At 59.4% G+C, this 24,296-nt stretch carries 36 protein-coding genes; 32 read left to right on the plus strand and 4 right to left on the minus strand.

The features are described 5' to 3' along the window. From tuf to RHIBUN_RS0113205, 29 genes are all read left to right on the plus strand, one after another. The coding region (tuf, locus tag RHIBUN_RS0113065) for an elongation factor Tu (protein WP_025659905.1) at positions 1–1,158 on the plus strand (1,158 nt) is incomplete at its 5' end. Positions 1,159–1,469: 311 nt separating this feature from the next. Further along, positions 1,470–1,778 carry a 30S ribosomal protein S10 gene (gene rpsJ, locus RHIBUN_RS0113070; RefSeq protein ID WP_003547547.1) on the plus strand — a complete coding sequence of 103 codons (309 nt, stop codon included), beginning with the start codon at positions 1,470–1,472 and terminating at the stop codon, positions 1,776–1,778. 34 nt (positions 1,779–1,812) lie between these two features. Continuing rightward, positions 1,813–2,454 (plus strand): 50S ribosomal protein L3, encoded by a 642-nt coding sequence (rplC, locus tag RHIBUN_RS0113075; protein ID WP_025659906.1) that lies wholly within the window; start codon positions 1,813–1,815, stop codon positions 2,452–2,454. Between the two features lie 13 nt (positions 2,455–2,467). Continuing rightward, a complete protein-coding gene (gene rplD / locus RHIBUN_RS0113080; protein WP_007531661.1) occupies positions 2,468–3,088 on the plus strand; it encodes a 50S ribosomal protein L4 in 621 nt (206 codons plus the stop codon). Further along, the gene (locus tag RHIBUN_RS0113085; protein WP_016553551.1) at positions 3,085–3,378 is read left to right on the plus strand and encodes a 50S ribosomal protein L23; all 294 of its coding nucleotides are present in this window, start codon (positions 3,085–3,087) and stop codon (positions 3,376–3,378) included. The genes rplD and RHIBUN_RS0113085 overlap by 4 nt, the downstream gene beginning before the upstream one ends. Before the next feature lie 11 nt (positions 3,379–3,389). Then, positions 3,390–4,226 carry a 50S ribosomal protein L2 gene (gene rplB / locus RHIBUN_RS0113090; RefSeq protein ID WP_018857111.1) on the plus strand — a complete coding sequence of 279 codons (837 nt, stop codon included), beginning with the start codon at positions 3,390–3,392 and terminating at the stop codon, positions 4,224–4,226. A 15-nt stretch (positions 4,227–4,241) separates the two neighbouring features. Beyond that, entirely contained in the window at positions 4,242–4,520 is a 279-nt protein-coding gene (rpsS, locus tag RHIBUN_RS0113095) for a 30S ribosomal protein S19 (protein ID WP_007531666.1), read from the plus strand. Between the two features lie 2 nt (positions 4,521–4,522). After that, positions 4,523–4,912, plus strand: a complete 390-nt coding sequence (gene rplV, locus RHIBUN_RS0113100; RefSeq protein WP_025659907.1) for a 50S ribosomal protein L22 — start codon at positions 4,523–4,525, stop codon at positions 4,910–4,912. Then, entirely contained in the window at positions 4,912–5,631 is a 720-nt protein-coding gene (rpsC, locus tag RHIBUN_RS0113105; protein ID WP_018857109.1) for a 30S ribosomal protein S3, read from the plus strand. Before rplV ends, rpsC begins: the two co-directional genes overlap by 1 nt. A gap of 37 nt (positions 5,632–5,668) precedes the next feature. After that, complete coding sequence (rplP, locus tag RHIBUN_RS0113110) at positions 5,669–6,082, plus strand: 50S ribosomal protein L16 (protein WP_003573792.1); 414 nt, start codon at positions 5,669–5,671, stop codon at positions 6,080–6,082. Between the two features lie 12 nt (positions 6,083–6,094). Further along, complete coding sequence (gene rpmC, locus RHIBUN_RS0113115) at positions 6,095–6,295, plus strand: 50S ribosomal protein L29 (protein ID WP_007531673.1); 201 nt, start codon at positions 6,095–6,097, stop codon at positions 6,293–6,295. An 11-nt stretch (positions 6,296–6,306) separates the two neighbouring features. Continuing rightward, the gene (gene rpsQ, locus RHIBUN_RS0113120) at positions 6,307–6,546 is read left to right on the plus strand and encodes a 30S ribosomal protein S17 (RefSeq protein WP_007787739.1); all 240 of its coding nucleotides are present in this window, start codon (positions 6,307–6,309) and stop codon (positions 6,544–6,546) included. A gap of 260 nt (positions 6,547–6,806) precedes the next feature. Continuing rightward, positions 6,807–7,175, plus strand: a complete 369-nt coding sequence (gene rplN, locus RHIBUN_RS0113125) for a 50S ribosomal protein L14 (protein ID WP_018857108.1) — start codon at positions 6,807–6,809, stop codon at positions 7,173–7,175. A gap of 12 nt (positions 7,176–7,187) precedes the next feature. Beyond that, positions 7,188–7,490: a 50S ribosomal protein L24 gene (gene rplX, locus RHIBUN_RS0113130; RefSeq protein ID WP_007531676.1), complete on the plus strand. Its 303-nt coding sequence runs from the start codon at positions 7,188–7,190 to the stop codon at positions 7,488–7,490. Beyond that, positions 7,490–8,047 carry a 50S ribosomal protein L5 gene (gene rplE, locus RHIBUN_RS0113135; protein ID WP_016553557.1) on the plus strand — a complete coding sequence of 186 codons (558 nt, stop codon included), beginning with the start codon at positions 7,490–7,492 and terminating at the stop codon, positions 8,045–8,047. The genes rplX and rplE overlap by 1 nt, the downstream gene beginning before the upstream one ends. A gap of 32 nt (positions 8,048–8,079) precedes the next feature. Continuing rightward, positions 8,080–8,385, plus strand: coding sequence for a 30S ribosomal protein S14 (rpsN, locus tag RHIBUN_RS0113140; RefSeq protein WP_003573787.1), 306 nt, complete (start codon positions 8,080–8,082; stop codon positions 8,383–8,385). 12 nt (positions 8,386–8,397) lie between these two features. Beyond that, the gene (gene rpsH, locus RHIBUN_RS0113145; protein ID WP_004674934.1) at positions 8,398–8,796 is read left to right on the plus strand and encodes a 30S ribosomal protein S8; all 399 of its coding nucleotides are present in this window, start codon (positions 8,398–8,400) and stop codon (positions 8,794–8,796) included. 42 nt (positions 8,797–8,838) lie between these two features. Then, entirely contained in the window at positions 8,839–9,372 is a 534-nt protein-coding gene (gene rplF, locus RHIBUN_RS0113150) for a 50S ribosomal protein L6 (RefSeq protein ID WP_025659909.1), read from the plus strand. A gap of 12 nt (positions 9,373–9,384) precedes the next feature. Further along, a complete protein-coding gene (gene rplR / locus RHIBUN_RS0113155) occupies positions 9,385–9,747 on the plus strand; it encodes a 50S ribosomal protein L18 (protein WP_018857106.1) in 363 nt (120 codons plus the stop codon). A gap of 132 nt (positions 9,748–9,879) precedes the next feature. Beyond that, on the plus strand, positions 9,880–10,449 hold the full coding sequence (gene rpsE, locus RHIBUN_RS0113160; RefSeq protein WP_007531680.1) for a 30S ribosomal protein S5: 570 nt from the start codon (positions 9,880–9,882) through the stop codon (positions 10,447–10,449). 14 nt (positions 10,450–10,463) lie between these two features. Continuing rightward, positions 10,464–10,673: a 50S ribosomal protein L30 gene (gene rpmD, locus RHIBUN_RS0113165; protein ID WP_007531681.1), complete on the plus strand. Its 210-nt coding sequence runs from the start codon at positions 10,464–10,466 to the stop codon at positions 10,671–10,673. Between the two features lie 15 nt (positions 10,674–10,688). Next, a complete protein-coding gene (rplO, locus tag RHIBUN_RS0113170) occupies positions 10,689–11,162 on the plus strand; it encodes a 50S ribosomal protein L15 (protein ID WP_016553563.1) in 474 nt (157 codons plus the stop codon). A 239-nt stretch (positions 11,163–11,401) separates the two neighbouring features. Then, entirely contained in the window at positions 11,402–12,742 is a 1,341-nt protein-coding gene (secY, locus tag RHIBUN_RS0113175) for a preprotein translocase subunit SecY (RefSeq protein ID WP_018857104.1), read from the plus strand. Beyond that, positions 12,739–13,389, plus strand: a complete 651-nt coding sequence (locus tag RHIBUN_RS0113180) for an adenylate kinase (RefSeq protein WP_025659910.1) — start codon at positions 12,739–12,741, stop codon at positions 13,387–13,389. The genes secY and RHIBUN_RS0113180 overlap by 4 nt, the downstream gene beginning before the upstream one ends. Positions 13,390–13,608: 219 nt before the next feature. Beyond that, a complete protein-coding gene (gene rpsM / locus RHIBUN_RS0113185; RefSeq protein ID WP_007531685.1) occupies positions 13,609–13,977 on the plus strand; it encodes a 30S ribosomal protein S13 in 369 nt (122 codons plus the stop codon). A 134-nt stretch (positions 13,978–14,111) separates the two neighbouring features. Next, positions 14,112–14,501, plus strand: coding sequence for a 30S ribosomal protein S11 (rpsK, locus tag RHIBUN_RS0113190; RefSeq protein WP_003547577.1), 390 nt, complete (start codon positions 14,112–14,114; stop codon positions 14,499–14,501). A 100-nt stretch (positions 14,502–14,601) separates the two neighbouring features. Continuing rightward, the gene (locus RHIBUN_RS0113195) at positions 14,602–15,612 is read left to right on the plus strand and encodes a DNA-directed RNA polymerase subunit alpha (protein WP_007531694.1); all 1,011 of its coding nucleotides are present in this window, start codon (positions 14,602–14,604) and stop codon (positions 15,610–15,612) included. A gap of 45 nt (positions 15,613–15,657) precedes the next feature. Further along, positions 15,658–16,083: a 50S ribosomal protein L17 gene (gene rplQ / locus RHIBUN_RS0113200; protein ID WP_018857102.1), complete on the plus strand. Its 426-nt coding sequence runs from the start codon at positions 15,658–15,660 to the stop codon at positions 16,081–16,083. Between the two features lie 260 nt (positions 16,084–16,343). Further along, entirely contained in the window at positions 16,344–16,727 is a 384-nt protein-coding gene (locus RHIBUN_RS0113205; RefSeq protein WP_025659911.1) for a VOC family protein, read from the plus strand. 37 nt (positions 16,728–16,764) lie between these two features. Here the strand turns inward: RHIBUN_RS0113205 and msrQ are convergent, their stop codons facing one another. Together msrQ and msrP are read right to left on the minus strand one after the other, a co-directional pair. Further along, a complete protein-coding gene (gene msrQ / locus RHIBUN_RS0113210; RefSeq protein ID WP_018857100.1) occupies positions 16,765–17,421 on the minus strand; it encodes a protein-methionine-sulfoxide reductase heme-binding subunit MsrQ in 657 nt (218 codons plus the stop codon). Further along, positions 17,421–18,368 (minus strand): protein-methionine-sulfoxide reductase catalytic subunit MsrP, encoded by a 948-nt coding sequence (msrP, locus tag RHIBUN_RS0113215; RefSeq protein ID WP_025659912.1) that lies wholly within the window; start codon positions 18,366–18,368, stop codon positions 17,421–17,423. Before msrP ends, msrQ begins: the two co-directional genes overlap by 1 nt. Before the next feature lie 325 nt (positions 18,369–18,693). Between msrP and ilvD the strand changes: the two genes are divergently transcribed. After that, positions 18,694–20,532: a dihydroxy-acid dehydratase gene (ilvD, locus tag RHIBUN_RS0113220; protein WP_025659913.1), complete on the plus strand. Its 1,839-nt coding sequence runs from the start codon at positions 18,694–18,696 to the stop codon at positions 20,530–20,532. 35 nt (positions 20,533–20,567) lie between these two features. Here ilvD and RHIBUN_RS0113225 read toward each other — a convergent pair whose 3' ends face one another. Then, a complete protein-coding gene (locus RHIBUN_RS0113225; protein ID WP_245271664.1) occupies positions 20,568–20,867 on the minus strand; it encodes a lysozyme inhibitor LprI family protein in 300 nt (99 codons plus the stop codon). 406 nt (positions 20,868–21,273) lie between these two features. Between RHIBUN_RS0113225 and RHIBUN_RS0113230 the strand changes: the two genes are divergently transcribed. Next, positions 21,274–22,677 (plus strand): DegQ family serine endoprotease, encoded by a 1,404-nt coding sequence (locus RHIBUN_RS0113230; RefSeq protein WP_025659915.1) that lies wholly within the window; start codon positions 21,274–21,276, stop codon positions 22,675–22,677. Then, positions 22,674–23,990: a replication-associated recombination protein A gene (locus RHIBUN_RS0113235; RefSeq protein ID WP_025659916.1), complete on the plus strand. Its 1,317-nt coding sequence runs from the start codon at positions 22,674–22,676 to the stop codon at positions 23,988–23,990. The genes RHIBUN_RS0113230 and RHIBUN_RS0113235 overlap by 4 nt, the downstream gene beginning before the upstream one ends. On the opposite strand, the gene RHIBUN_RS0113240 is transcribed toward RHIBUN_RS0113235, so the two are convergent. Then, positions 23,991–24,293 (minus strand): DUF1883 domain-containing protein, encoded by a 303-nt coding sequence (locus tag RHIBUN_RS0113240; RefSeq protein WP_025659917.1) that lies wholly within the window; start codon positions 24,291–24,293, stop codon positions 23,991–23,993. Positions 24,294–24,296 lie beyond the last annotated feature (3 nt).

A 24,296-nucleotide genomic window follows, 5' to 3' on the forward strand; every position in this document is an offset into this window, starting at 1 on the left:
GAGCGCAACAAGCCGCACGTTAACATCGGCACGATCGGCCACGTTGACCACGGCAAGACGTCTCTGACGGCAGCGATCACGAAGTACTTCGGCGAGTTCAAGGCGTACGACCAGATCGACGCGGCTCCGGAAGAAAAGGCTCGCGGCATCACCATTTCGACGGCACACGTCGAATACGAGACCCCGAACCGCCACTATGCCCACGTTGACTGCCCCGGCCACGCCGACTACGTCAAGAACATGATCACCGGTGCTGCCCAGATGGACGGCGCGATCCTGGTTTGCTCGGCTGCTGACGGCCCGATGCCGCAGACCCGCGAGCACATCCTGCTCGCTCGTCAGGTTGGCGTTCCGGCGATCGTCGTGTTCCTCAACAAGGTCGACCAGGTTGACGACGCCGAGCTTCTCGAACTCGTCGAGCTCGAAGTTCGCGAACTTCTGTCGTCCTACGACTTCCCGGGCGACGACATTCCGGTCATCAAGGGCTCGGCTCTTGCCGCTCTCGAAGACTCCGACAAGAAGATCGGCGAAGACGCGATCCGCGAGCTGATGGCAGCTGTTGACGCCTACATCCCGACGCCTGAGCGTCCGATCGACCAGCCGTTCCTGATGCCGATCGAAGACGTGTTCTCGATCTCGGGCCGTGGTACGGTTGTGACCGGCCGCGTCGAGCGCGGTATCGTCAAGGTTGGCGAAGAAGTCGAAATCGTCGGCATCCGCCCGACCTCGAAGACGACGGTTACCGGCGTTGAAATGTTCCGGAAGCTGCTCGACCAGGGCCAGGCTGGCGACAACATCGGTGCTCTGGTTCGCGGTGTGAACCGTGACGGCGTCGAGCGTGGTCAGATCCTGTGCAAGCCGGGCTCTGTCAAGCCGCACAAGAAGTTCAAGGCTGAAGCCTACATCCTGACGAAGGAAGAAGGCGGCCGTCATACGCCGTTCTTCACCAACTACCGTCCGCAGTTCTACTTCCGCACGACGGACGTGACTGGCATCGTCACCCTGCCGGAAGGCACGGAAATGGTTATGCCTGGCGACAACGTCACGGTTGACGTCGAACTGATCGTTCCGATCGCGATGGAAGAAAAGCTGCGCTTCGCTATCCGCGAAGGCGGCCGTACCGTCGGCGCCGGCATCGTCGCCTCGATCGTCGAGTAATCGAAAGACCGGCCGTTTCGCCTGAAGCGGCCGATTCGATGACATTATTATGAAGCAAGCGGCGCTAGCCGCTTGCTTATTACCGAGAAATGTTGCAAATGGCGCGCGAGCGCGATTTGCGCCCTGCTTCGTTCATTGGAGCGGGTGACTACAACAAGCAATAAGGTGGCCGTAAGGCCTGAAGACTGGATAGGGATGCCGCATTCCGGTGTCCCTCTCGATCTTTGAAACCGGTGGTCCGCCTTAGGAAAAAAGAACAACCCGTGTCTGCCTAACAGGCGCGTGGGAAACAAACACAAGGATAACGTCGAATGAACGGCCAAAATATCCGCATTCGCCTGAAGGCGTTCGATCACCGCATTCTCGACGCTTCGACGCGCGAGATCGTGTCGACGGCGAAGCGCACCGGCGCAAGCGTCCGGGGCCCCGTTCCGCTTCCGACTCGCATCGAGAAGTTTACGGTCAACCGGTCCCCACACATCGACAAGAAGAGCCGCGAGCAGTTCGAGATGCGCACGCATAAGCGCCTCCTCGACATCGTAGATCCGACCCCGCAGACGGTAGACGCGCTAATGAAGCTCGATCTCGCCGCCGGTGTCGATGTTGAGATCAAGCTCTGAGCCTTGCTCGAGCGGATTTGGAAGGATTGAACCGATGCGTTCAGGTGTGATTGCACAGAAGGTGGGCATGACCCGCGTCTACAACGACGCTGGTGAACATGTCCCGGTAACAGTACTGCGTCTGGATGGCTGCCAGGTTGTGGCCCAGCGCACTGTTGAGAAGAACGGCTATGCCGCAGTCCAGCTCGGTGCTGGCACGGCGAAGGTCAAGAATACGTCGAAGGCGATGCGCGGTAACTTTGCTGTTGCCAACGTCGAGCCGAAGGCCAAGCTTACGGAATTCCGCGTCACGGAAGACAATCTCCTCGAGGTTGGCACCGAGCTCAAGGCTGGTCACTTCGCAGCTGGTCAGCTCGTCGATGTGACGGGCACGACGATCGGTAAGGGCTTTGCCGGCGTCATGAAGCGCCACAATTTCAGTGGTGGCCGTGCTACGCATGGTAACTCGGTTTCGCACCGCTCGCACGGTTCGACCGGTCAGCGCCAGGATCCCGGTAAGGTATTCAAGAACAAGAAGATGGCTGGTCACATGGGCCAGACGCGCGTAACGACTCAGAACCTGGAAGTGGTTTCGACCGACGAAGATCGTGGTCTGATCCTGATCAAGGGTGCAGTACCCGGTTCCAAGGGTGCCTGGATCATCGTGCGCGATGCCGTCAAGTCGGCAGCGAAGTAAGGGAGCCGGACCAATGGAATTCAACGTCAAGACCCTCGAGGGAAAAGACGCAGGGAAGGTTTCTCTTTCTGACGCGATTTTCGGTCTCGAGCCCCGCGAAGACATTCTTGCCCGCGTCATCCGCTGGCAGCTTGCCAAGAAGCAGCAGGGCACGCACCAGGCAAAGGGCCGCGCGGACGTCTCGCGCACCGGCGCCAAGATGTACAAGCAGAAGGGTACGGGCCGCGCTCGTCACCACTCGGCTCGCGCTCCCCAGTTCCGCGGCGGTGGTAAGGCCCACGGCCCGGTCGCGCGCAGCCACGAACACGACCTTCCGAAGAAGGTTCGCGCTCTCGGTCTGCGTCACGCCCTCTCGGCCAAGCTGAAGTCCGACGATGTCATCATCATCGACAGCCTGGTTGCTGCAGAAGCAAAGACCAAGGCACTGGCATCGGCTTTCGAGACGCTCGGCCTGACCAACGCGCTCTTCATCGGCGGCGCTGAACTTGATGGCAACTTCAAGCTCGCAGCTCAGAACATCCCGAACATCGATGTTCTGCCGATCCAGGGCATCAACGTTTACGACATCGTGCGCCGCGGCAAGCTCGTGCTTTCCAAGGCTGCCGTCGAAGCTCTAGAGGAGCGTTTCAAGTGACCGACCTTCGCCACTATGATGTGATCGTCTCGCCGGCGATCACCGAAAAGTCCACGCTGGTATCGGAAAACAACCAGGTTGTTTTCAACGTCGCCAAGAAGGCGTCGAAGCCGGAAATCAAGGCTGCAGTCGAGGCGCTGTTCGGCGTCAAGGTCACGGCCGTCAACACTCTGCTCCGCAAGGGCAAGACCAAGCGTTTTAAAGGTTTTGTCGGCAAGCAGCAGGACGTGAAGAAGGCAGTTGTGACGCTGGCTGAAGGCCAGACGATCGACGTCTCCACCGGTCTCTGAGGAATAATAAAATGGCATTGAAAACATTCAATCCTACGACCCCGAGCCAGCGTCAGCTGGTCATCGTCGACCGCTCCTCGCTCTACAAGGGCAAACCGGTCAAGGCGCTGACGGAAGGTCTGACCAAGAGCGGCGGTCGTAACAACCTCGGCCGCATCACCGCCCGCTTCATCGGCGGCGGTCACAAGCGCACCTACCGTCTGGTCGACTTCAAGCGTCGCAAGTTCGACGTTGAAGGCACCGTCGATCGCATCGAATACGATCCGAACCGCACGGCTTTCATCGCGCTGGTGACCTATGCTGACGGCGAAAAGGCCTACATCCTCGCTCCGCAGCGCCTCGCTGCCGGCGACAAGGTCATCGCTTCCGAGAAGGCTGTCGACGTAAAGCCCGGCAACACGATGCCGCTACAGTTCATCCCGGTCGGCTCCATCATCCACAACGTGGAAATGAAGCCGGGCAAGGGTGGTCAGATCGCTCGCTCCGCCGGTTCCTACGCACAGCTCGTCGGTCGCGACCAGGGCATGGCGATCCTTCGCCTGAACTCTGGCGAACAGCGCCTCGTGCACGGCACCTGCCTTGCTTCGATCGGTGCGGTTTCGAATCCGGATCACGCCAACATCAACGACGGCAAGGCCGGTCGTACTGTTTGGCGCGGCAAGCGTCCGCATAACCGCGGTGTCGTCATGAACCCTGTCGACCACCCGCACGGCGGTGGTGAAGGCCGCACCTCTGGTGGTCGTCACCCGGTTACTCCGTGGGGCAAGCCGACCAAGGGCAAGCGCACCCGGTCGAACAAGTCGACCGACAAGATGATCATGCGCTCGCGTCATCAGCGTAAGAAGTAAGAGAGGAAGTCTCCAATGGCTCGTTCAGTATGGAAAGGTCCGTTCGTTGACGGCTATCTTCTCAAGAAGGCTGAGAAGGTTCGTGAAGGCGGACGTGCAGAAGTAATCAAGATCTGGAGCCGTCGCTCCACGATCCTGCCGCAGTTCGTCGGTCTCACCTTCGGCGTCTACAACGGCAGCAAGCATGTTCCGGTCAGCGTCAATGAAGACATGGTCGGTCACAAATTCGGTGAATTCTCTCCGACCCGGACCTACTACGGTCACGGTGCGGACAAGAAGGCAAAGAGGAAGTAACAATGGGCAAGGCAAAAGCCGAACGCCGGCTGAAGGACAACGAGGCGCAAGCAGTCGCCCGCACGCTCCGCGTCAGCCCACAGAAGCTCAACCTCGTTGCTGCGGTTATCCGCGGCAAGAAGGTCGATCGTGCACTCGCTGAGCTGGAATTCTCCCGCAAGCGTATCGCAAGCGCCGTCAAGAAGACGCTCGAATCTGCGATCGCCAACGCCGAGAACAACCATGACCTCGACGTCGACTCCCTGGTCGTCGCCGAAGCCTATGTCGGCAAGTCGATCGTCATGAAGCGTTTCCACGCTCGTGGCCGCGGCCGCGCTTCTCGCATCGAGAGGCCGTTTGCGCACCTGACGATCGTTGTCCGCGAAGTGCAGGCACAAGAGGAGGCCGCATAATGGGTCAGAAAATTAATCCAATCGGTTTCCGTCTTGGCATCAACCGTACCTGGGATAGCCGCTGGTTTGCGGACAATGCCGAGTACGGTCAGCTGCTGCACGAAGACCTGAAGATGCGCAAGTTCGTGATGAGCGAACTGAAGCAGGCTGGTATCGCCAAGGTGGTCATCGAGCGTCCGCACAAGAAGTGCCGTGTCACGATCCACTCGGCTCGTCCGGGCCTGATCATCGGCAAGAAGGGCGCAGACATCGACAAGCTCCGCAAGAAGCTGTCGGACATGACGAATTCCGAAACGCACCTCAACATCGTTGAAGTTCGCAAGCCGGAAGTCGACGCTACGCTCGTCGCACAGTCGATCGCTCAGCAGCTCGAGCGTCGTGTTGCTTTCCGTCGCGCCATGAAGCGCGCCGTTCAGTCTGCAATGCGTCTTGGCGCCGAAGGCATCAAGATCACCTGCGCAGGCCGTCTCGGCGGTGCTGAAATCGCTCGTACGGAATGGTACCGCGAAGGTCGCGTTCCGCTGCACACGCTGCGCGCTGACATCGACTACGGCACAGCTGAAGCGGAAACCGCTTTCGGCATCTGCGGCATCAAGGTTTGGATCTTCAAGGGCGAAATCCTTGAGCACGATCCGATGGCCTCCGAGCGCCGCGCACTCGAGGGTGACGCTCAGGGTCCGGCAAGCCGTGATCGCGATCGTCGCCGCGACAACGCTTAATAGCGTTGGTGGCAGATAAGTTCGGAGAATAAAGAAAATGTTGCAGCCAAAGCGTACCAAGTACCGCAAGCAATTTAAGGGCCGCATCAAGGGCGTCGCCAAGGGTGGTTCTGACCTGGCCTTCGGCGAATTCGGCCTTAAGGCTCAAGAGCCGAACCGCGTCAATGCACGCGAGATCGAAGCGGCCCGCCGCGCGATCACGCGTTACATGAAGCGCGCCGGCCGTGTATGGATCCGCGTGTTCCCGGACGTTCCGGTAACCGCAAAGCCGACCGAAGTCCGTATGGGTAAGGGCAAGGGCTCTGTCGAGTATTGGGCATGCAAGGTCAAGCCAGGCCGTATGATGTTCGAAATCGACGGCGTCAGCGAAGAAATCGCTCGTGAAGCGCTTCGCCTCGGCTCTGCCAAGCTCTCGGTCAAGACGCGCTTCGTTCAGCGCATTGCAGAGTAAGGAGCAAGGCAGATGAAAGCCGAAGAAGTACGCGGCCTCACGGCCGACCAGCTCAAGGACAAGCTCGCCGACCTGAAGAAGGAGCAGTTCAACCTGCGCTTTCAGAAGGCAACCGGTCAGCTGGAAAAGTCCTCGCGCATCAACGAAGTCCGTAAGGACATCGCCCGCGTGAAAACCATTGCCCGCCAGAAGGCGGCAGAAGCAAAGGCGTAAAGGAAAACATCATGCCGAAGCGCATTCTGCAGGGCGTTGTCGTTGGCGACAAGAACGAGAAGACTGTCGTAGTTCGCGTTGAGCGTCGTTTCGCTCACCCGCTGCTCCAGAAGACCGTTCGTCGTTCCAAGAAGTACAAGGCCCACGACGAAAACAACCAGTACAAGATCGGCGATACCGTATCCATCGAGGAATGCGCGCCGATTTCCAAGGACAAGCGCTGGACGGTCGTTTCCGCCCAGGCCAAGTAAGATTTTTGCGCGAGGCCTTGCGTCTCGCGGAAATATCTGTATGAAGCAGCGTCAGAACGCTCGTTCGTCGAGCGTTCTTTTGCTTTGAGCGCACGGAAGGTCCCGATGGGAAACCACCCTGGCACGATCGATCCCGCGCTATTCAAGCTATTGCCGTGTTTTCGCCTGTCCTTGTGGCAAGCGGCCGGCTGACAATTTTCATAAGCCGGGGTAGGGGGCGAAAGCCCAACCATTCCGGTAAACCAAAAAGGCGACCTGATATGATTCAGATGCAAACAAACCTCGACGTGGCGGATAATTCCGGCGCACGTCGTGTCATGTGCATCAAGGTGCTGGGCGGCTCGAAGCGCAAGTATGCCGGGATCGGCGACATTATTGTCGTTTCGATCAAGGAAGCGATCCCGCGCGGCCGCGTGAAGAAGGGTGACGTGATGAAGGCGGTGGTTGTTCGTACCGCCAAGGAAATCCGTCGCGTTGATGGCAGCATCATCCGCTTCGACACGAATGCAGCAGTCCTCATCGACAACAAGAAAGAGCCGATCGGCACCCGTATCTTCGGACCGGTTCCGCGCGAACTTCGCGCCAAGAACCACATGAAGATCATCTCGCTGGCTCCCGAAGTACTGTAAGGAGCGCGAACGATGCAAAAGATTCGTAAGGGCGACAAGGTCGTCATGCTCGCAGGCAAGGACAAGGGCCGTACCGGCGAAGTCCTTCAGGTTCTGCCCAAGGAAGATCGCGCCGTTGTTCGTGGCGTCAACGTCGTAAAGCGCCACCAGCGCCAGACGCAGAGCCAGGAAGCCGGCATCATCAGCAAGGAAGCCTCGGTTCACCTGTCCAACGTCGCAATCGTCGACAAGGACGGCAAGCCGACCCGCGTTGGCTTCAAGGTTGTTGACGGCAAGAAGGTCCGTGTGGCCAAGCGTTCCGGTGAGGTGATCTGATGGCTGACGCAAAGTACGAGCCACGGCTCAAGAAGGAATATGTCGAGCGCATTCGTGCGGCGATGCAGGAGAAGTTCTCCTACGCCAACGAGATGATGATCCCGAAGCTCGACAAGATCGTAATCAACATGGGTGTTGGTGAGGCAACGGCTGATTCGAAGAAGCCGACTGTTGCTGCAGCCGACCTGGCCGCTATTGCCGGCCAGAAGCCGGTCATCACCCGTGCACGCAACTCCATCGCTGGCTTCAAGGTCCGCGAGCAGATGCCGATCGGCGCAAAGGTCACCCTGCGCGGCGCTCGCATGTACGAGTTCCTGGACCGTCTCGTGAACATCGCGCTTCCGCGCGTTCGCGACTTCCGCGGCCTGAACCCGAAAAGCTTTGACGGCCGTGGCAACTTCGCCATGGGCATCAAGGAGCACATTGTGTTCCCTGAGATCAACTACGACAAGGTTGATCAGATGTGGGGCATGGACATCATCGTTTGCACGACGGCAACGAAGGACGACGAAGCGCGGGCTCTCCTGACAGAGTTCAACTTCCCGTTCCGTCAGTAACCGTAACGACGAGCGTAGAAAAGGAACCGCACATGGCGAAGACAAGCGCAGTTGAAAAGAACAAGCGCCGCCGTACTACGGTCGCTAACCAGGCTGCCAAGCGCGCAGCTCTGAAGGCGATCATCATGAACCAGGCTCTTCCGATCGAAGAGCGGTTCAAGGCCTCGATCAAGCTGGCATCCCTGCCGCGCGATGGATCCAAGACCCGCATTCGCAACCGTTGCGAAGTATCGGGCCGTCCGCGCGCATACTACCGCAAACTGCGCATGTCGCGTATCGCGCTGCGTGAACTCGGCAATCTCGGCAAGGTGCCGGGCATCGTCAAGTCGAGCTGGTAAGGAGCAGGTTAGATGACAATGACTGATCCGTTGGGCGATATGCTCACTCGCATCCGTAACGGCGCTTCTCGCCGCAAGTCGTCGGTCTCGACGCCTGCTTCGAAGCTCCGTGCACGTGTTCTCGATGTTCTGCAGTCTGAAGGCTACATCCGTGGCTACTCCGTTGTCGATTTCGGCAATGGCAAGTCTGAGCTCAACATCGAACTCAAGTACTATGAAGGCGCATCGGTGATCCGTGAGATCGGCCGTGTGTCCAAGCCGGGCCGCCGGGTTTATGTCTCGGTCAAGTCCATTCCGCAGGTCGCGAACGGCCTCGGCATCACCATCCTTTCGACCCCGAAGGGCGTGATGGCCGATCACCAGGCTCGCGAACAGAACGTTGGTGGCGAGGTTCTTTGCTCGGTCTTCTAAGGCTGAGCAGGGATCTCCATAGCGAACAGACAGGATATAAAAATGTCTCGTATCGGTAAAAAGCCCGTTCAGGTGCCTGCTGGGATCACGGCTACGGTCGATGGCCAGAAGGTTACCGCTAAGGGCCCGAAGGGCGAGCTGTTCTTCGTCGCAAACGACGAAGTCGGCGTGAAGCTCGAAAATAATGCGGTCGTCGTGACGCCGCTCAGCCAGACGAAGAATGCTCGTGCAAAGTGGGGCATGTCCCGCACGATGATCGAGAACATCTTCAAGGGCGTTAAGGACGGCTTTGAGCGCAAGCTCGAAATCAACGGCGTCGGTTACCGCGCGTCGCTTCAGGGCAAGAACCTGCAGCTGGCACTCGGCTTCAGCCATGACGTTGTGTATGAGCCGCCGCAGGGAATCACGATCGCTGTGCCGAAGCCGACGGAAATCGTCGTCACCGGCATCAACAAGCAGCAGGTCGGCCAGGTTGCCGCTGAAATCCGCGAATACCGCGGTCCTGAGCCTTACAAGGGCAAGGGCGTCAAGTATGCCGAAGAGCGGATCGTCCGCAAAGAAGGCAAGAAGAAGTAAGGATCACGCGAAATGGCTAGCAGGAAAGAAGCACTTGCACGTCGTGCCAACCGCGTGCGTCGTCACCTCAAGTCGGTGGCCAACGGCCGTCCGCGCCTGTCGGTTCATCGCTCGTCGAAGAACATCTATGCTCAAGTCATTGACGATGTCGCTGGTAAGACGCTTGCGTCTGCCTCGACCCTCGACAAGGACCTGCGCGGTTCTCTGAAGACCGGTGCTGACACGGCAGCAGCTGCCCTCGTAGGCAAGCTCGTTGCTGAGCGCGCCTCGAAGGCAGGCGTCAAGGACGTCGTATTCGACCGTGGCGCCTTCATCTACCACGGCCGCATCAAGGCCCTGGCAGAAGCAGCCCGAGAAGGCGGTCTGTCCTTCTAATAGAGTTTCCGGCCGGCTGCCTTAGGGTACCGGCCGGATATCACCGGACCGCAGGCGTCCCGAAAAGGGGAGGCCGATGCGGTCCTCGTTTTGTTTGCCGATTGCACCCGGAAAAGAAAAAGGAAGAGGACAATGGCACAGGAAAGAAGGCCGCAGCGGGAAGACCGCCAGGCCCGTGAAGAGCGCGATAGCGAATTCGTCGACAAGCTGGTCGCGATTAACCGCGTTGCTAAGGTTGTTAAGGGTGGCCGCCGTTTCGGTTTCGCCGCTCTCGTCGTCGTTGGTGACCAGAAGGGCCGCGTTGGCTTCGGTCACGGCAAGGCGCGCGAAGTGCCGGAAGCAATCCGCAAGGCGACTGAAGCTGCCAAGCGCGAACTGATCTTCGTACCGCTGCGTGACGGCCGTACGCTGCATCACGACGTTCATGGCCGCCATGGCGCCGGCAAGGTTCTGCTTCGTTCGGCCAAGGTCGGTACCGGTATCATCGCCGGTGGTCCGATGCGCGCTGTTTTCGAAACGCTCGGCGTTCACGACGTTGTCGCCAAGTCGACCGGTTCCTCGAACCCATACAACATGGTTCGCGCTACCTTCGACGCTCTGAAGCACCAGGTTCACCCGAAGGACATAGCAGCTCAGCGCGGCATCAAGTATGCAACGCTCCAGGCTCGCCGTGCCGCTTCTGGCAATGCCTCTGAAGAATAAGAGGAGTCTGACAGATGGCTAAGGCTACCAAGAAGACTGAAGCGAAGACGGTGACTGTCGAACAGATCGGCAGCCCGATTCGTCGTCCGGACGTCCAGCAGCGCACGCTGATCGGCCTCGGACTCAACAAGATGCACCGTCGCCGCACGCTGGAAGATACTCCTTCCGTTCGTGGCATGATCCGTGCTGTCCAGCATCTCGTTCGCGTCGTCGACGAGAAGTAAGCCGGGAGATTCGCTATGAAACTCAATGAAATTAAAGACAACGAAGGTTCGACCCACAGCCGCAAGCGCCTCGGGCGCGGTATTGGTTCGGGCTCGGGCAAGACCGGTGGTCGGGGTGTGAAGGGTCAGAAGTCCCGTTCCGGCGTCGCTATCAACGGTTTCGAAGGCGGTCAGATGCCAATCTACCGTCGCCTGCCGAAGCGCGGCTTCAACAACATCTTCAAGGCCGACTTCGTCGTCGTGTCGCTTGAGCGTGTTCAGGCTGCGATCGACGCTGGCAAGCTCGACGCCAAGTCCACGGTTGATGCAGCGGCTCTCAAGGCTGCCGGCGTTATCCGTCGCGTCAAGGACGGCGTTCGCGTTCTCGCCGACGGCGAGCTGAAGGCAAAGGTCAAGTTCGAAGTTGCTGGCGCTTCCAAGCCGGCTGTCGAAAAGATCGAAAAGGCTGGCGGTTCCGTCACGCTTCTTTCTGCCGCAGCTGCAGAATAATTAATCTTATGATAAGTCGCCCGGGGTGCTTCACACCGGGCGATTTTGCTCCCATATGTGAGCCTCACGAAAACCGGCTGGACGCACGTGCGTCATGGACGGTAGGAACGAACACAAGGGTGAGGCATAGGTTGCGTTCGCAATCCGTCCGAAGCCCGCTTTTGAATAATTCAGAATGCTGATACCGGGTCCTGCACCTCGCTTGGCTAGAGCCCGGAATTGGTAGCGCGGAGAATCGCATGGCGTCTGCAGCGGAACAGTTGGCTTCCAACCTCAATTTCTCGACCTTCGCCAAAGCCGAGGATCTCAAGAAGCGCCTGTGGTTCACACTGGCAGCTCTCCTCGTGTACCGGCTCGGTACTCACATTCCGCTCCCTGGCCTAAATCCAGAAGCTTATGCCCAGGCATTCCGTGGGCAGGCGGGCGGCATTCTCGGCCTCTTCAACATGTTCTCGGGCGGCGCCGTGCAGCGCATGGCAATCTTCGCGCTCGGCATCATGCCGTACATTTCCGCTTCGATCATCGTGCAGCTGATGACTTCGGTCGTTCCGGCGCTCGAAAACCTGAAGAAGGAGGGCGAACAGGGCCGCAAGATCATCAACCAGTATACGCGCTACGGCACGGTACTGCTCGGTGCGCTTCAGGCTTACGGCATTTCCGTCGGTCTTGAGAGCGGCAACGGCCTTGTTGTCGATCCTGGCATCTTCTTCCGCATTTCGACGGTCGTGACCCTGCTCGGCGGCACGATGTTCCTGATGTGGCTCGGCGAGCAGATCACCTCGCGCGGCATCGGCAACGGCATCTCGCTGATCATCTTCGCCGGTATTGCCGCAGGCCTTCCGCAGGCTCTTGCCGGCACCCTCGAACTTGGCCGCACCGGCGCCCTGTCGACGACGCTGATTCTCGCCGTCATCGTCATTGCGATCGCCGTTATCGCGATCATCGTTTTCGTTGAGCGTGCGCAGCGCCGCCTGCTGATCCAGTATCCGAAGCGCCAGGTCGGCAACCGCATGTTCCAGGGTGACACGTCGCACCTGCCGCTGAAGCTCAACACCTCGGGCGTTATCCCGGCGATCTTCGCGTCCTCGCTGCTGCTGCTGCCGGCGACCGTTGCAGGCTTTGCCAACACGACCGCACTGCCGGCCTGGGCGACCTCGATCGTCGCCGCGCTCGGCCACGGCCAGCCGCTCTATATGCTGCTCTACGGCCTGCTGATCGCTTTCTTTGCCTTCTTCTATACAGCTATCGTCTTCAATCCGAAGGACACCGCCGACAATCTGAAGAAGCATGGCGGCTTCATCCCGGGTATTCGCCCGGGCGAGCGGACTGCTGAGTATATCGACTACGTGCTGACCCGCATTACGGTGATTGGCGCGATCTACCTCGTCTTCGTGTGCATTCTGCCTGAAATTCTTGTGTCGCAGACGGGCATTCCTTTGTCCCTGGGTGGCACTTCGCTCTTGATCGTGGTTAGCGTAACTCTCGATACGGTGGCGCAGATACAGGGTCATCTGATCGCACAGCAGTACGAAGGCCTGATCAAGAAATCGAAGTTGCGCGGAGGAAAGAGGGGGCGATGAGACTCATACTGTTAGGGCCGCCGGGCGCGGGTAAGGGGACCCAGGCTCAGCGGATCGTGGAGAAGTACGGAATTCCGCAACTTTCCACGGGTGACATGCTGCGTGCTGCCGTTGCGGCTGGCACGGAGGTAGGCAAGCGTGCAAAGGCCGTCATGGATGCTGGCAAGCTTGTTTCCGATGAGATTGTCAATGCCATCGTCTCCGAGCGTCTGGATGCACCGGACTGCACCAAGGGTTTCATTCTCGACGGTTACCCGCGCACGCTGGTTCAGGCCGACGCAACGGAAGCAATTCTGAAAAGCAAGGGTCTTGAGCTCTCGGCCGTGATCGAGATCCAAGTTGACGACAAGGTCCTCGCGGACCGCGTCTCGGGACGCTACACCTGCGCCAACTGCGGTGCAGGCTATCACGACACCAATGTAAAGCCGAAGGTTGAAGGCGTTTGCGACCGCTGCGGTTCGACTCACTTCAAGCGGCGCCCCGATGACAACCGCGAAACGGTCGTCACGCGCCTGCAGGCTTACTACAAGGAAACATCTCCATTGATCGGCTACTTCTATGCCAAGGGCAAGCTGAAGTCGGTTGATGGCATGGCGGATATCGATCACGTCACCAGCGAGATCGATAAGATACTTTCGAAGCTTTAGTCTTTGAAAATAAACTTGGCGGAAGCGGTTGCTTTTCAGCACTGATTCCGCTAAACACCGCGCCAACTCGCGACATTTATGCGATCGGCGCGGATTTCCAGAGAAGTCCGGGTTCGGTCGCTTTGACATGTACGAACCCAAATCTGAACGAGCGGCCGGTTCGGCTGCATAACGAAAAGCCTCTTGCCGGATGGCAACGGGAACGCAAGGAGAATAGGCGTGGCACGTATCGCTGGCGTCAACATCCCGACTGCGAAGCGCGTCGTTATCGCGCTGACCTACATTCACGGGATCGGTCCAAAATTCGCGCAGGAAATCATGGAGAAGGTTGGCCTTCCGGCTGACAAGCGCGTCCATCAGCTGACGGACTCCGAGGTTCTGCAGATCCGTGAAACCATCGACCGTGACTATCAGGTCGAAGGCGATCTGCGTCGCGAAACCTCGATGAACATCAAGCGTCTGATGGACCTCGGCTGCTACCGTGGTCTGCGTCATCGTCGTGGCCTTCCGGTCCGCGGTCAGCGCACGCACACCAATGCCCGTACCCGCAAAGGTCCGGCAAAGGCCATCGCTGGTAAGAAGAAGTAATTTCCGGGAAACCGGAGGTAAGGGGGCTGGCGGTCTGCGCCGGCCTCTTTTGAGTTTGGGGCAGGGCCGTAAGGTCTCGTTCCGGTGTAGCCGCTGGCATTACGGCGGTGCAGAGATCCAAGAAAGGGATTTAAATGGCCAAGGAAGCCGTACGCGTTCGTCGTCGCGAACGCAAAAACATTTCGTCGGGTGTTGCCCACGTCAACTCGACCTTCAACAACACGATGATCACCATCACCGACGCACAGGGCAACGCCATTGCCTGGTCGTCGGCTGGCGCCAAGGGCTTCAAGGGCTCGCGCAAGTCGACCCCGTTCGCTGCTCAGATCGCTGCTGAGGACTGCGCCAAGAAGGCTCAGGAACATGGCATGAAGTCGCTGGAAGTCGAAGTTTGCGGTCCGGGTTCGGGTCGTGAATCCGCTCTGCGCGCGCTCCAGGCTGCTGGTTTCATGATCACGTCCATCCGCGACGTGACGCCGATCCCGCACAATGGTTGCCGCCCGCGCAAGAAGCGCCGCGTCTGATCATCGCCATTCACAACACCGGTGAGCGGATTTTCGCTCCCGGTGCTTCTCAAGCTCGGTTGCCACGATTGGATGGTGGTAACGAACGGAAGGCAAAAATATGATTCAGAAAAACTGGCAGGAATTGATCAAGCCGAACAAGGTCGAGTTCTCTTCGAGCTCGCGCACCAAGGCGACGCTCGTAGCAGAGCCGCTGGAGCGCGGTTTCGGCCTCACCCTCGGCAACGCGCTTCGCCGCGTTCTGCTGTCCTCGCTGCGCGGCGCCGCAGTGACGGCCGTGCAGATCGATGGCGTGCTGCATGAGTTCTCGTCGATCCCGGGCGTCCGCGAAGACGTCACGGACATCGTCCTCAACATCAAGGAAATCGCCATCAAGATGGATGGCGATGACGCAAAGCGCATGGTCGTGCGTAAGCAGGGCCCGGGCGTTGTAACGGCTGGTGACATCCAGACGGTCGGCGATATCGAAATCCTCAACCCCGAGCATGTCATCTGCACGCTCGACGAGGGCGCCGAAATCCGCATGGAATTCACCGTCAACAACGGCAAGGGCTACGTTCCGGCCGACCGCAATCGTGCGGAAGATGCTCCGATCGGTCTCATCCCGGTCGACAGCCTTTATTCGCCGGTCAAGAAGGTATCCTACAAGGTTGAAAACACCCGCGAAGGACAGGTTCTCGACTACGACAAGCTGAACATGACGATCGAAACCGATGGTTCGATTTCCGGCGAAGATGCCGTCGCTTTCGCGGCTCGCATCCTCCAGGATCAGCTTGGCGTGTTCGTCAACTTCGACGAGCCGCAGAAGGAAGCCGAAGAAGAAGCAGTCACCGAACTCGCTTTCAACCCGGCGCTCCTCAAGAAGGTGGACGAACTCGAACTGTCCGTTCGCTCGGCAAACTGCCTGAAGAACGACAACATCGTCTACATCGGCGACCTCATTCAGAAGACCGAAGCAGAAATGCTCCGCACGCCGAATTTTGGTCGCAAGTCGCTGAACGAAATCAAGGAAGTTCTCGCTTCCATGGGCCTGCACCTCGGCATGGAAGTGCCGGCATGGCCGCCTGAGAACATCGAAGATCTCGCCAAGCGCTACGAAGACCAATACTAACCATCAAACGGCGGGCGAGATGCCTGCATGTGAAGGAGAATAGCAATGCGCCACGGTAAATCCGGCCGCAAGCTGAACAGAACCGCTAGCCACCGCAAGGCAATGTTTGCCAACATGGCGGCTTCGCTCATCACCCATGAGCAGATCGTGACGACCCTGCCGAAGGCAAAGGAAATCCGTCCGATCGTTGAAAAGCTCGTCACCCTCGGCAAGCGCGGCGACCTGCATGCTCGTCGTCAGGCGATCTCGCAGATCCGCGACGCCGCTGTTGTTTCGAAGCTCTTCGACACGATCGCTTCGCGCTACGCAACCCGCAACGGCGGCTACCTGCGTATCATGAAGGCTGGCTTCCGCCAGGGCGACAACGCCGCTCTCGCAGTCATCGAATTCGTTGACCGCGACACCTACGCTAAGGGCGCAGCCGACAAGGCTCGCGTTGAAGCCGAAGCTGCTGCAGCTGAAGCCGCTTAATCCTTTCCGGTGTGCCGGAAGCAAAACAGCCGGGCTGCAAAGCCCGGCTGTTTTCGTTTGTAACCCTTGCTGGGCACGGGAAACGGCGGTCGTGGACGGGTCGTCGTATTCCCACCAAGACAAGGCATATTCAGGAGCGGATCGCTGCCCTTGGATGCAGCCGCAGGCCAATGCTGTATCGTGCTGCCGCTTGGCATGTTGAGCAGTCTTGAGATCGGAGCTAGCTTGGCGTTCCCGCCAACGTCTCAAGGAGTGGGCGCTTGATAGACCATATAACCGTTGCTGTGAGTGACTTGGCAAAGAGCAAGCTCTTCTATGAGAAGGCGCTTGCACCGCTAGGATACAAACTTTCCTTCGGAAAGGAGAGCGTGTTCTGGGCCTTCGATATCGGCAATGGGTGCCTTTTCGAGATCCAGCAGGTCGACGGCCCGCCACCTTTGACGAGTGTGCACGTCGCCTTTCGCACTCGAAGCAGGGCCGAGGTTGATGCGTTTTATCACGTCGCGCTAGATGCTGGCGCAAAGGACAATGGCGCTCCCGGCCCACGCCCACAATATGCACCAGGCTATTACGCCTCCTTCGTTCTCGATCCCGATGGCTACAACATCGAAGCCATGATTAATCAGCCAGCGAAGGAAGGGTGACCGGGCGCGAGCCGATAGCCGAAGGAGCGTGTGCAAATCATGAGGCGGTCGCTGCAGCCCGTGTGCGCTGGCGGCCCTGGCCGCGTTTCCTGCTCCGCGCGATCGGCCGCCATGAGCGGTAAAGGATCAGCAGGATGATCACCGTGACATAGACGTATTGCTCGAGGTCGATGACCTTCGTCGATAGCGCAAAGTGTACGGCGCCGGCAGCGGCGATAATGTAGACGAGGCGATGCAGCCGGACCCAGTTCGGCCCCAAGCGGCGGATCGAAAGGTTGTTCGATGTCACTGCTAGCGGAACCAGCATGACGAACCCGGCCATACCGAACATGATAAAGGGCCGCTTCAGCACGTCGTTGAGCACAGCTGAGAGATCAAGTGCCTGGTCCAGCACCATGTAAACAGTCAAATGCATCGCCACGTAATAGAAACAGAGGAGCCCAAGCGCGCGGCGATAGCGCAGATAGTTCCAGCCGAACAGATCGCGGGCAGGGCTGACGGCGAGCGTCAGGATAAGGAAGCGGATCGCCCAGAGGCCGAGGAACAGTTCGAAGGTCTTTACCGGATCGGCGCCGAGCTGATCGGTTGCGCCGAGATAAAAGGTCCATGCGGCGGGCAACAGGCCGATGGCATAGAGCGCCCAGACAGAGGCCGATTGCCACCGCTTCGCAAGGCTGAGCGAAAATCCCGGCATCAGAAGTTCTTCCGAAGATCCATGCCGCTATAGAGGCTGGCGACCTCGTCGGCATAGCCGTTGAACGGCAGGGTCGGGTGGCGGCTTGCGCCGAAAAAGCCGCCTTCGCCGATGCGCCGTTCCGTCGCCTGGCTCCAGCGTGGGTGATCGACCTCCGGATTGACGTTGGCAAAGAAGCCATACTCCTGGGGATTGGTCACCTGCCAGGTGTTCTTCGGCTCCTTGTCCGTCAGGGTGATCCGCACGATCGACTTGATGCCCTTGAAGCCATACTTCCATGGCACGACCAGCCGGATCGGCGCGCCGTTCTGGTTCGGCAAGGTCTGACCATAAAGACCGACGGCGAGCAGGGCGAGTGGGTGACGCGCTTCGTCGAGCCGCAGGCCTTCGACATAGGGCCAGTCGAGCGATTGGAAGATGCCTTTCTGTCCCGGCATCTCTTCTGGCCGCACGACCGTTTCGAAGGCGACGTACTTTGCACTTCCGAGCGGCTCGACCTTGTTGAGCAGGGAAGCAAGCGGAAAGCCGTCCCAAGGAATGACCATCGACCACGCCTCGACACAACGCATGCGGTAGGTGCGGCTCTCGATCGGGAATTCCTTGATCAGCGCTTCGACATCGAACGTGCCGGGCTTGTCGACCATGCCGTCGACCTTGATCGTCCAAGGCAGCGGTTTAAAGTCGCCGGAGAGCGCAGCGGGATCGCCCTTATCCAGACCGAATTCGTAGAAATTGTTGTAGGTCGTGACGTCCTTCAGGGGGGTCGCCTTCTCATCGACCGTATATTTGCTTTCGACGACCGACAGTGCCGCTGCACTGGCCTTGCCGGCTCCGTACAGCGCCATGGCGCCCAGCGTCGCAGCGCCGAGGAATTCGCGGCGGCGCAGATAGAGCTGTTTCGGCGTAATCTCCGAGGATGCGATCTTTGGGGGGCGATAGGCTGGCACCGGAAACCTCCTGAGCATGTAAGCTCGGTATAAACCTTCAACGCATTAAACACATCTTTAAATCATTGTTTATGCCCACAGGCACGGCTGCGAAAAGCCAACTTTTTGTGTTCGCTGTTTGATGCAATAGCCTGTAACGAAACGACTGCCGTGACCGTATAAGCTCGATGTGCCCAGGAGCCGAAGCGTACCGGTTTCGGCCTTCCCGGTAGTGACAGCCCACACCGTTTGGATTAGGACAATTCCAAAAAACGGCGACAACCCTGCCGCTTGAAGCCTGCGCCCCGCAATCGCCGACGATTTCCGACACGTAAGGAATACGCCAATGCCAGCCTACCGTTCCAGAACCACGACCCACGGCCGCAACATGGCGGGTGCGCGCGGCCTTTGGCGCGCCACGGGCATGAAGGATTCGGATTTCGGCAAGCCGATTATTGCGGTGGTGAACTCCTTCACCCAGTTCGTGCCTGGCCACGTCCATCTCAAGGACCTTGGTCAACTCGTGGCCCGCGAAATCGAAGCTGCTGGTGGCGTCGCCAAGGAATTCAACACGATCGCCGTCGACGACGGCATCGCGATGGGCCATGACGGCATGCTCTATTCGCTGCCGTCGCGCGAACTGATTGCCGACAGCGTCGAATACATGGTCAACGCCCACTGCGCCGACGCGATGGTCTGCATCTCCAACTGTGACAAGATCACGCCCGGCATGCTGATGGCCTCACTCCGCCTCAACATCCCGACCGTCTTCGTCTCCGGTGGCCCAATGGAAGCCGGCAAGGTCGTCCTGCATGGCAAGACCCACGCGCTCGACCTCGTCGACGCCATGGTTGCCGCCGCCGACGACAAGATCAGTGATGAGGACGTCAAGGTCATCGAACGGTCTGCGTGTCCGACCTGCGGCTCGTGCTCGGGCATGTTTACCGCCAACTCCATGAACTGCCTGACCGAAGCGCTCGGCCTGTCGTTACCAGGCAACGGCTCGACGCTCGCAACGCATGCCGATCGCAAGCGGCTGTTCGTCGAAGCTGGTCACCTGATCGTCGATCTCGCGCGCCGTTACTACGAGCAGGACGACGTCAAGGCTCTGCCACGCACGATTGCGTCCAAGCAGGCGTTCGAGAATGCCATGGCTCTCGATATCGCCATGGGTGGCTCGACGAACACCGTCCTCCACATCCTGGCGGCGGCGCACGAAGGCGAGATCGATTTCACGATGGCCGACATCGATGCGTTGTCGCGCCGCGTTCCCTGCCTCTCCAAGGTCGCACCGGCCAAGAGTGATGTCCACATGGAAGACGTTCACCGCGCCGGCGGCATCATGTCGATCCTCGGAGAGCTGGACAAGGGCGGCCTGCTGAACCGCGAATGCCCGACGGTCCATGCCGAAACGCTCGGCGACGCGATCGACCGCTGGGACATTACCCGCACCAACAGCGAGACGGTCCGTAACTTCTACCGCGCCGCGCCCGGCGGCATCCCGACCCAAGTCGCCTTCAGTCAGGAAGCGCGTTGGGACGATCTCGACACGGACCGCGAAAAGGGCGTTATCCGCTCCGTGGAGCATCCGTTCTCGAAGGACGGCGGTCTTGCTGTTCTGAAGGGCAACCTGGCGCTTGACGGCTGCATTGTGAAGACGGCAGGCGTTGACGAATCCATCCTGAAGTTCTCCGGCCCGGCCAAGGTCTACGAAAGCCAGGACGCGGCTGTGAAGGCCATCCTGTCGAACCAGGTCGTTGCCGGCGATGTCGTCGTCATCCGATACGAAGGCCCGAAGGGTGGCCCCGGCATGCAGGAAATGCTCTATCCGACGAGCTACCTGAAATCGAAGGGCCTCGGGAAGGCTTGCGCGCTGATCACCGATGGCCGCTTCTCCGGCGGCACGTCCGGGCTTTCCATCGGCCACGTCTCGCCGGAAGCGGCAAACGGCGGCACGATCGGTCTGGTTCGCGAAGGCGACATGATCGACATCGACATCCCGAACCGCATCATCAGCCTGCGCGTCGATGACAAGGAGCTGGCGAGCCGCCGCGCCGAGCAGGAGGAGAGGGGCTGGCATCCGGCCGAGCAGCGCAAGCGCAACGTCACGACGGCACTAAAGGCTTACGCCGCCTTCGCAACCAGCGCCGATCGGGGAGCCGTTCGCGATCTCGGCAGCCGTTGAGCTTCTCGTCAAGAGAATGTGAAATGGACCGGTCGCTAAAGCGGCCGGTTTATTTTTTTGTAGGTTTCATCGAGCTGTTTCAGGCGCTCGTCATAGGCAGCCTTGATGCATGCCGCGTCTGCGGCGCATTCCTGGCGTTTTTTGAGCCAGGCCGTTTGCTCGTCCTGCAAGGTGCCGCGCGAGCCCATCGCCATAAGCCCAGACAGCAGGTCGAACGTCGTTGCCATCTTCACATCGGCATCGTTCAGCGCGCGGTTTTCGCAGATCACTTTTTCATCCGGCTTCAGTTCCTTTGCGTCGCAATCAAAGCTCGCGGCATGGGAAGTGCCTGCCATTAGGACTGAAAGTGTGAATGCGACGGGGAAAAGCGTGCTGTGAAAAGCTCTCATGCATCAGTTCCTGTTTCAGTGGGGCCAGCGACAAACATGATGCAGTTGGCCGACGCGGCAAGGACGGGCCTTGCTTTCGCCTAAAGGAATCGGTGGGCGAACGGAGTTTCAACAGCTTGGGCACCAGGCATTGGGCAGAGGTGCAACATGCTTCGAGCGTGATGTCTCTTTCGGGTGACTTTGGCTTGCCTTTGGCATTAGATATCAGTCGCATAGAGTTCGTTCATGAATCAGTTTGCGAAGCTTGATCAGCAGTCCGTGAGCTGCCTTGTTCTTCCATGCTTCCGCCCTCTTTCCTTTCTAGCGTCCGGCGCTACAACGTGTTCGAGAGCGAATTTCAGAAGGAATCCCCATGCATGACCTGTTGAAGCGCACAGCCCTGCCTCTCATGGCACTGGTGCTTGCGCTGCCGGTTTCCGCCAATGCTCAAACCGCCAAGACCGTACCGCAGAGCCAGCTGGAGATGCAGCTCTCCTTCGCGCCGCTCGTCAAGCAGACGGCAGGCGCCGTTGTGAACGTCTACGCCGAAAAGACCATCCGCAGGCAGTCGCCTTTCGGGGGCGACCCCTTCTTTGAAGAGTTTTTCGGACAGCAGATGCCAAACCGAAGCGAGAAGCAGTCGTCGCTGGGATCGGGCGTCATCGTCGAGGCGAACGGAACGATCGTCACGAACAACCATGTCGTGGAAGGCGCGGATGACATCAAGGTCGCGCTTTCGGACGGGCGGGAGTTTCCGTGCAAGGTTGTCCTGCGGGATGACCGTGTCGATCTCGCCGTCCTCAAGGTCGACACCAAAGAGACCTTCCCAACCCTCGCGCTCGGCAATTCCGATGCCGTCGAGGTCGGTGATCTCGTCCTGGCGATCGGCAATCCCTTCGGTGTCGGCCAGACGGTCACCAGCGGTATCGTTTCGGCGCTGGCGCGTAATCAGGTGGTCAAGAACGAGTTCGGCTTCTTCATCCAGACGGACGCGTCGATCAACCCCGGCAACTCCGGCGGCGCCCTGATGAACATGAAGGGCGAGCTGATCGGGATCAACACGGCGATCTTCTCGCGCGGCGGCGGTTCCAACGGCATCGGCTTTGCGATCCCAGCCAATCTCGTGAAGGTGTTCCTTGCGTCAGCGGATGCCGGCGTGAAGTCCTTCGAGCGCCCCTATGTTGGCGCCACTTTCGACGCGGTTACCTCCGAGGTTGCCGAAGCACTCGGCCTCAACAAGGCGCGCGGCGCGCTTGTCGTCAAGGTTACCGAGGGTGGCCCGGCGGCCAAGGCAGGATTGAAGCCAGGGCAAGTCGTCTCCGCCGTCGATGGGATTCCGGTCGAGCATCCGGATGCGCTGCTCTACCGCCTGACGACGGCAGGGCTTGGCAAGTCGGTTAAATTGACCGTGGTCGAGAACGGCCGCGAGCAGCAGATCGCACTAGCGCTCGACAGAGCGCCCGAGACAGCGCCACGCGACCAGCGTACGATCGGTGGCCGCACGCCCTTCACGGGCGCTGTTGTCGAAAATCTCTCACCGCGTGTTGCCGACGAGCTGCGCATGCCTTCGGAATCGACCGGCGTCGTTGTTTCCGAGGTGAAGGAAGATTCCCTAGCCGCTCGCCTCGGCTTTGAGCCAAAGGACATCATCATCTCGATCAATGGCACGGAAGTGAAGAATACCAAGGAACTCGCAGCGATCGCCGACGAGGATCCCAGCTTCTGGCGCGTCGAGATCGAGCGCGATGGCCAGCGAATCCGACAGTTTTTCCGATGAGTGACGATCTCTTTGCACCGCGCATTCCCGAGGAGGTCGCCAACCGGCGGCCTCTTGCCGATCGCCTGCGGCCCCGCACGCTTTCGGAAGTCACCGGCCAGGAGCATCTGACCGGCGAAGACGGCGTGTTGCGGCGCATGATCGAGAGCGGTTCGCTCGGCTCGATGATTTTCTGGGGGCCGCCCGGCACCGGCAAGACGACTGTCGCCCGATTGTTGTCGGGCGAGGCGGGTCTCGCCTTCGAACAGATCTCCGCGATCTTTTCAGGCGTGGCCGATCTCAAGAAGGTATTCGAGGCGGCACGGCTGCGTCGAATGGATCGCCGGCAGACGCTGCTCTTCGTCGATGAGATTCATCGTTTCAACAGGGCGCAGCAGGATAGCTTCCTTCCTGTCATGGAGGACGGCACCGTCATCCTCGTCGGCGCTACGACCGAAAATCCATCATTCGAACTCAATGCAGCTTTGCTGTCGCGCGCGCGGGTGCTGACCTTCAAGTCGCATGACGATGAAAGCCTCGAAGAACTGCTGAAGCGTGCCGAGACCGCTGAAGGCAAGGCGCTGCCGCTGACCGAAGATGCACGCGCAAGCCTACTTAGAATGGCGGATGGTGACGGACGCGCCGTTCTGACGCTTGCCGAGGAAGTATGGCGCGCCGCGCGCGAGAAAGAGACCTTCGATACGGAGGGCCTGACGCGCATCGTGCAGCGCCGCGCTCCGGTCTATGACAAGGCTCAGGACGGGCACTACAACCTCATCTCCGCCCTTCACAAGTCCGTCCGCGGCTCCGATCCCGATGCGGCGCTTTACTATCTCGCGCGCATGTTTGATGCCGGCGAAGATCCGCTTTATTTGGGAAGGCGCCTCGTTCGCATGGCTGTCGAGGACATCGGCCTTGCCGACCCGCAGGCGCTGGTGATCTGCAACGCGGCGAAGGACGCCTACGACTACCTGGGCTCACCCGAAGGCGAACTGGCGTTGGCGCAGGCTTGTGTCTATCTCGCGACCGCACCGAAGTCGAACGCTGTCTATACGGCTTTCAAGGCCGCGACCTTGGCTGCCAAGCAGAATGGTTCGCTCCTGCCACCGAAGCACATCCTGAATGCGCCGACGAAGCTGATGAAGGGCGAGGGTTACGGCGAGGGCTATCGTTATGATCACGACGAGCCGGACGCCTTTTCGGGCCAGGATTACTTCCCCGAGAAGATGGGCCGACAAACCTTCTATGATCCGCCAGAGCGCGGCTTCGAGCGGGATATCCGCAAACGCCTTGAATGGTGGGCAAAGCTCAGGAAGGAGCGCAATCAGCGCTGATCAGGAGGCTCGCATCTGCCCTACGGGAGGGACGAGCTTCACCGCTGATTCCGCAAGGCCATGATGGCCTTCCATGTCCACGACCAGATGCCAATGTCCGCTGTCGGGAATGGACAGACGGATGGGAGACTTCCGCGCGACGCCGCCGACATATTTAAAGTCGAGGACTTCGGTGAAGCGCTGATAGTTCGGCGCAGTCATCAGGCGCACATTCGCCACCGCGTTCAACGTCACCTCGATAATCGTCCCGGCGCGCTGTTCCTTCAGATCGTAGTGGGTAAAGCGAAAGTTTGGCTTCGGCATGGT

Origin of the sequence: Rhizobium sp. IBUN (assembly GCF_000510625.1) — a bacterium.
In the GTDB taxonomy this organism is placed as follows: Bacteria; Pseudomonadota; Alphaproteobacteria; order Rhizobiales; family Rhizobiaceae; genus Rhizobium; species Rhizobium altiplani.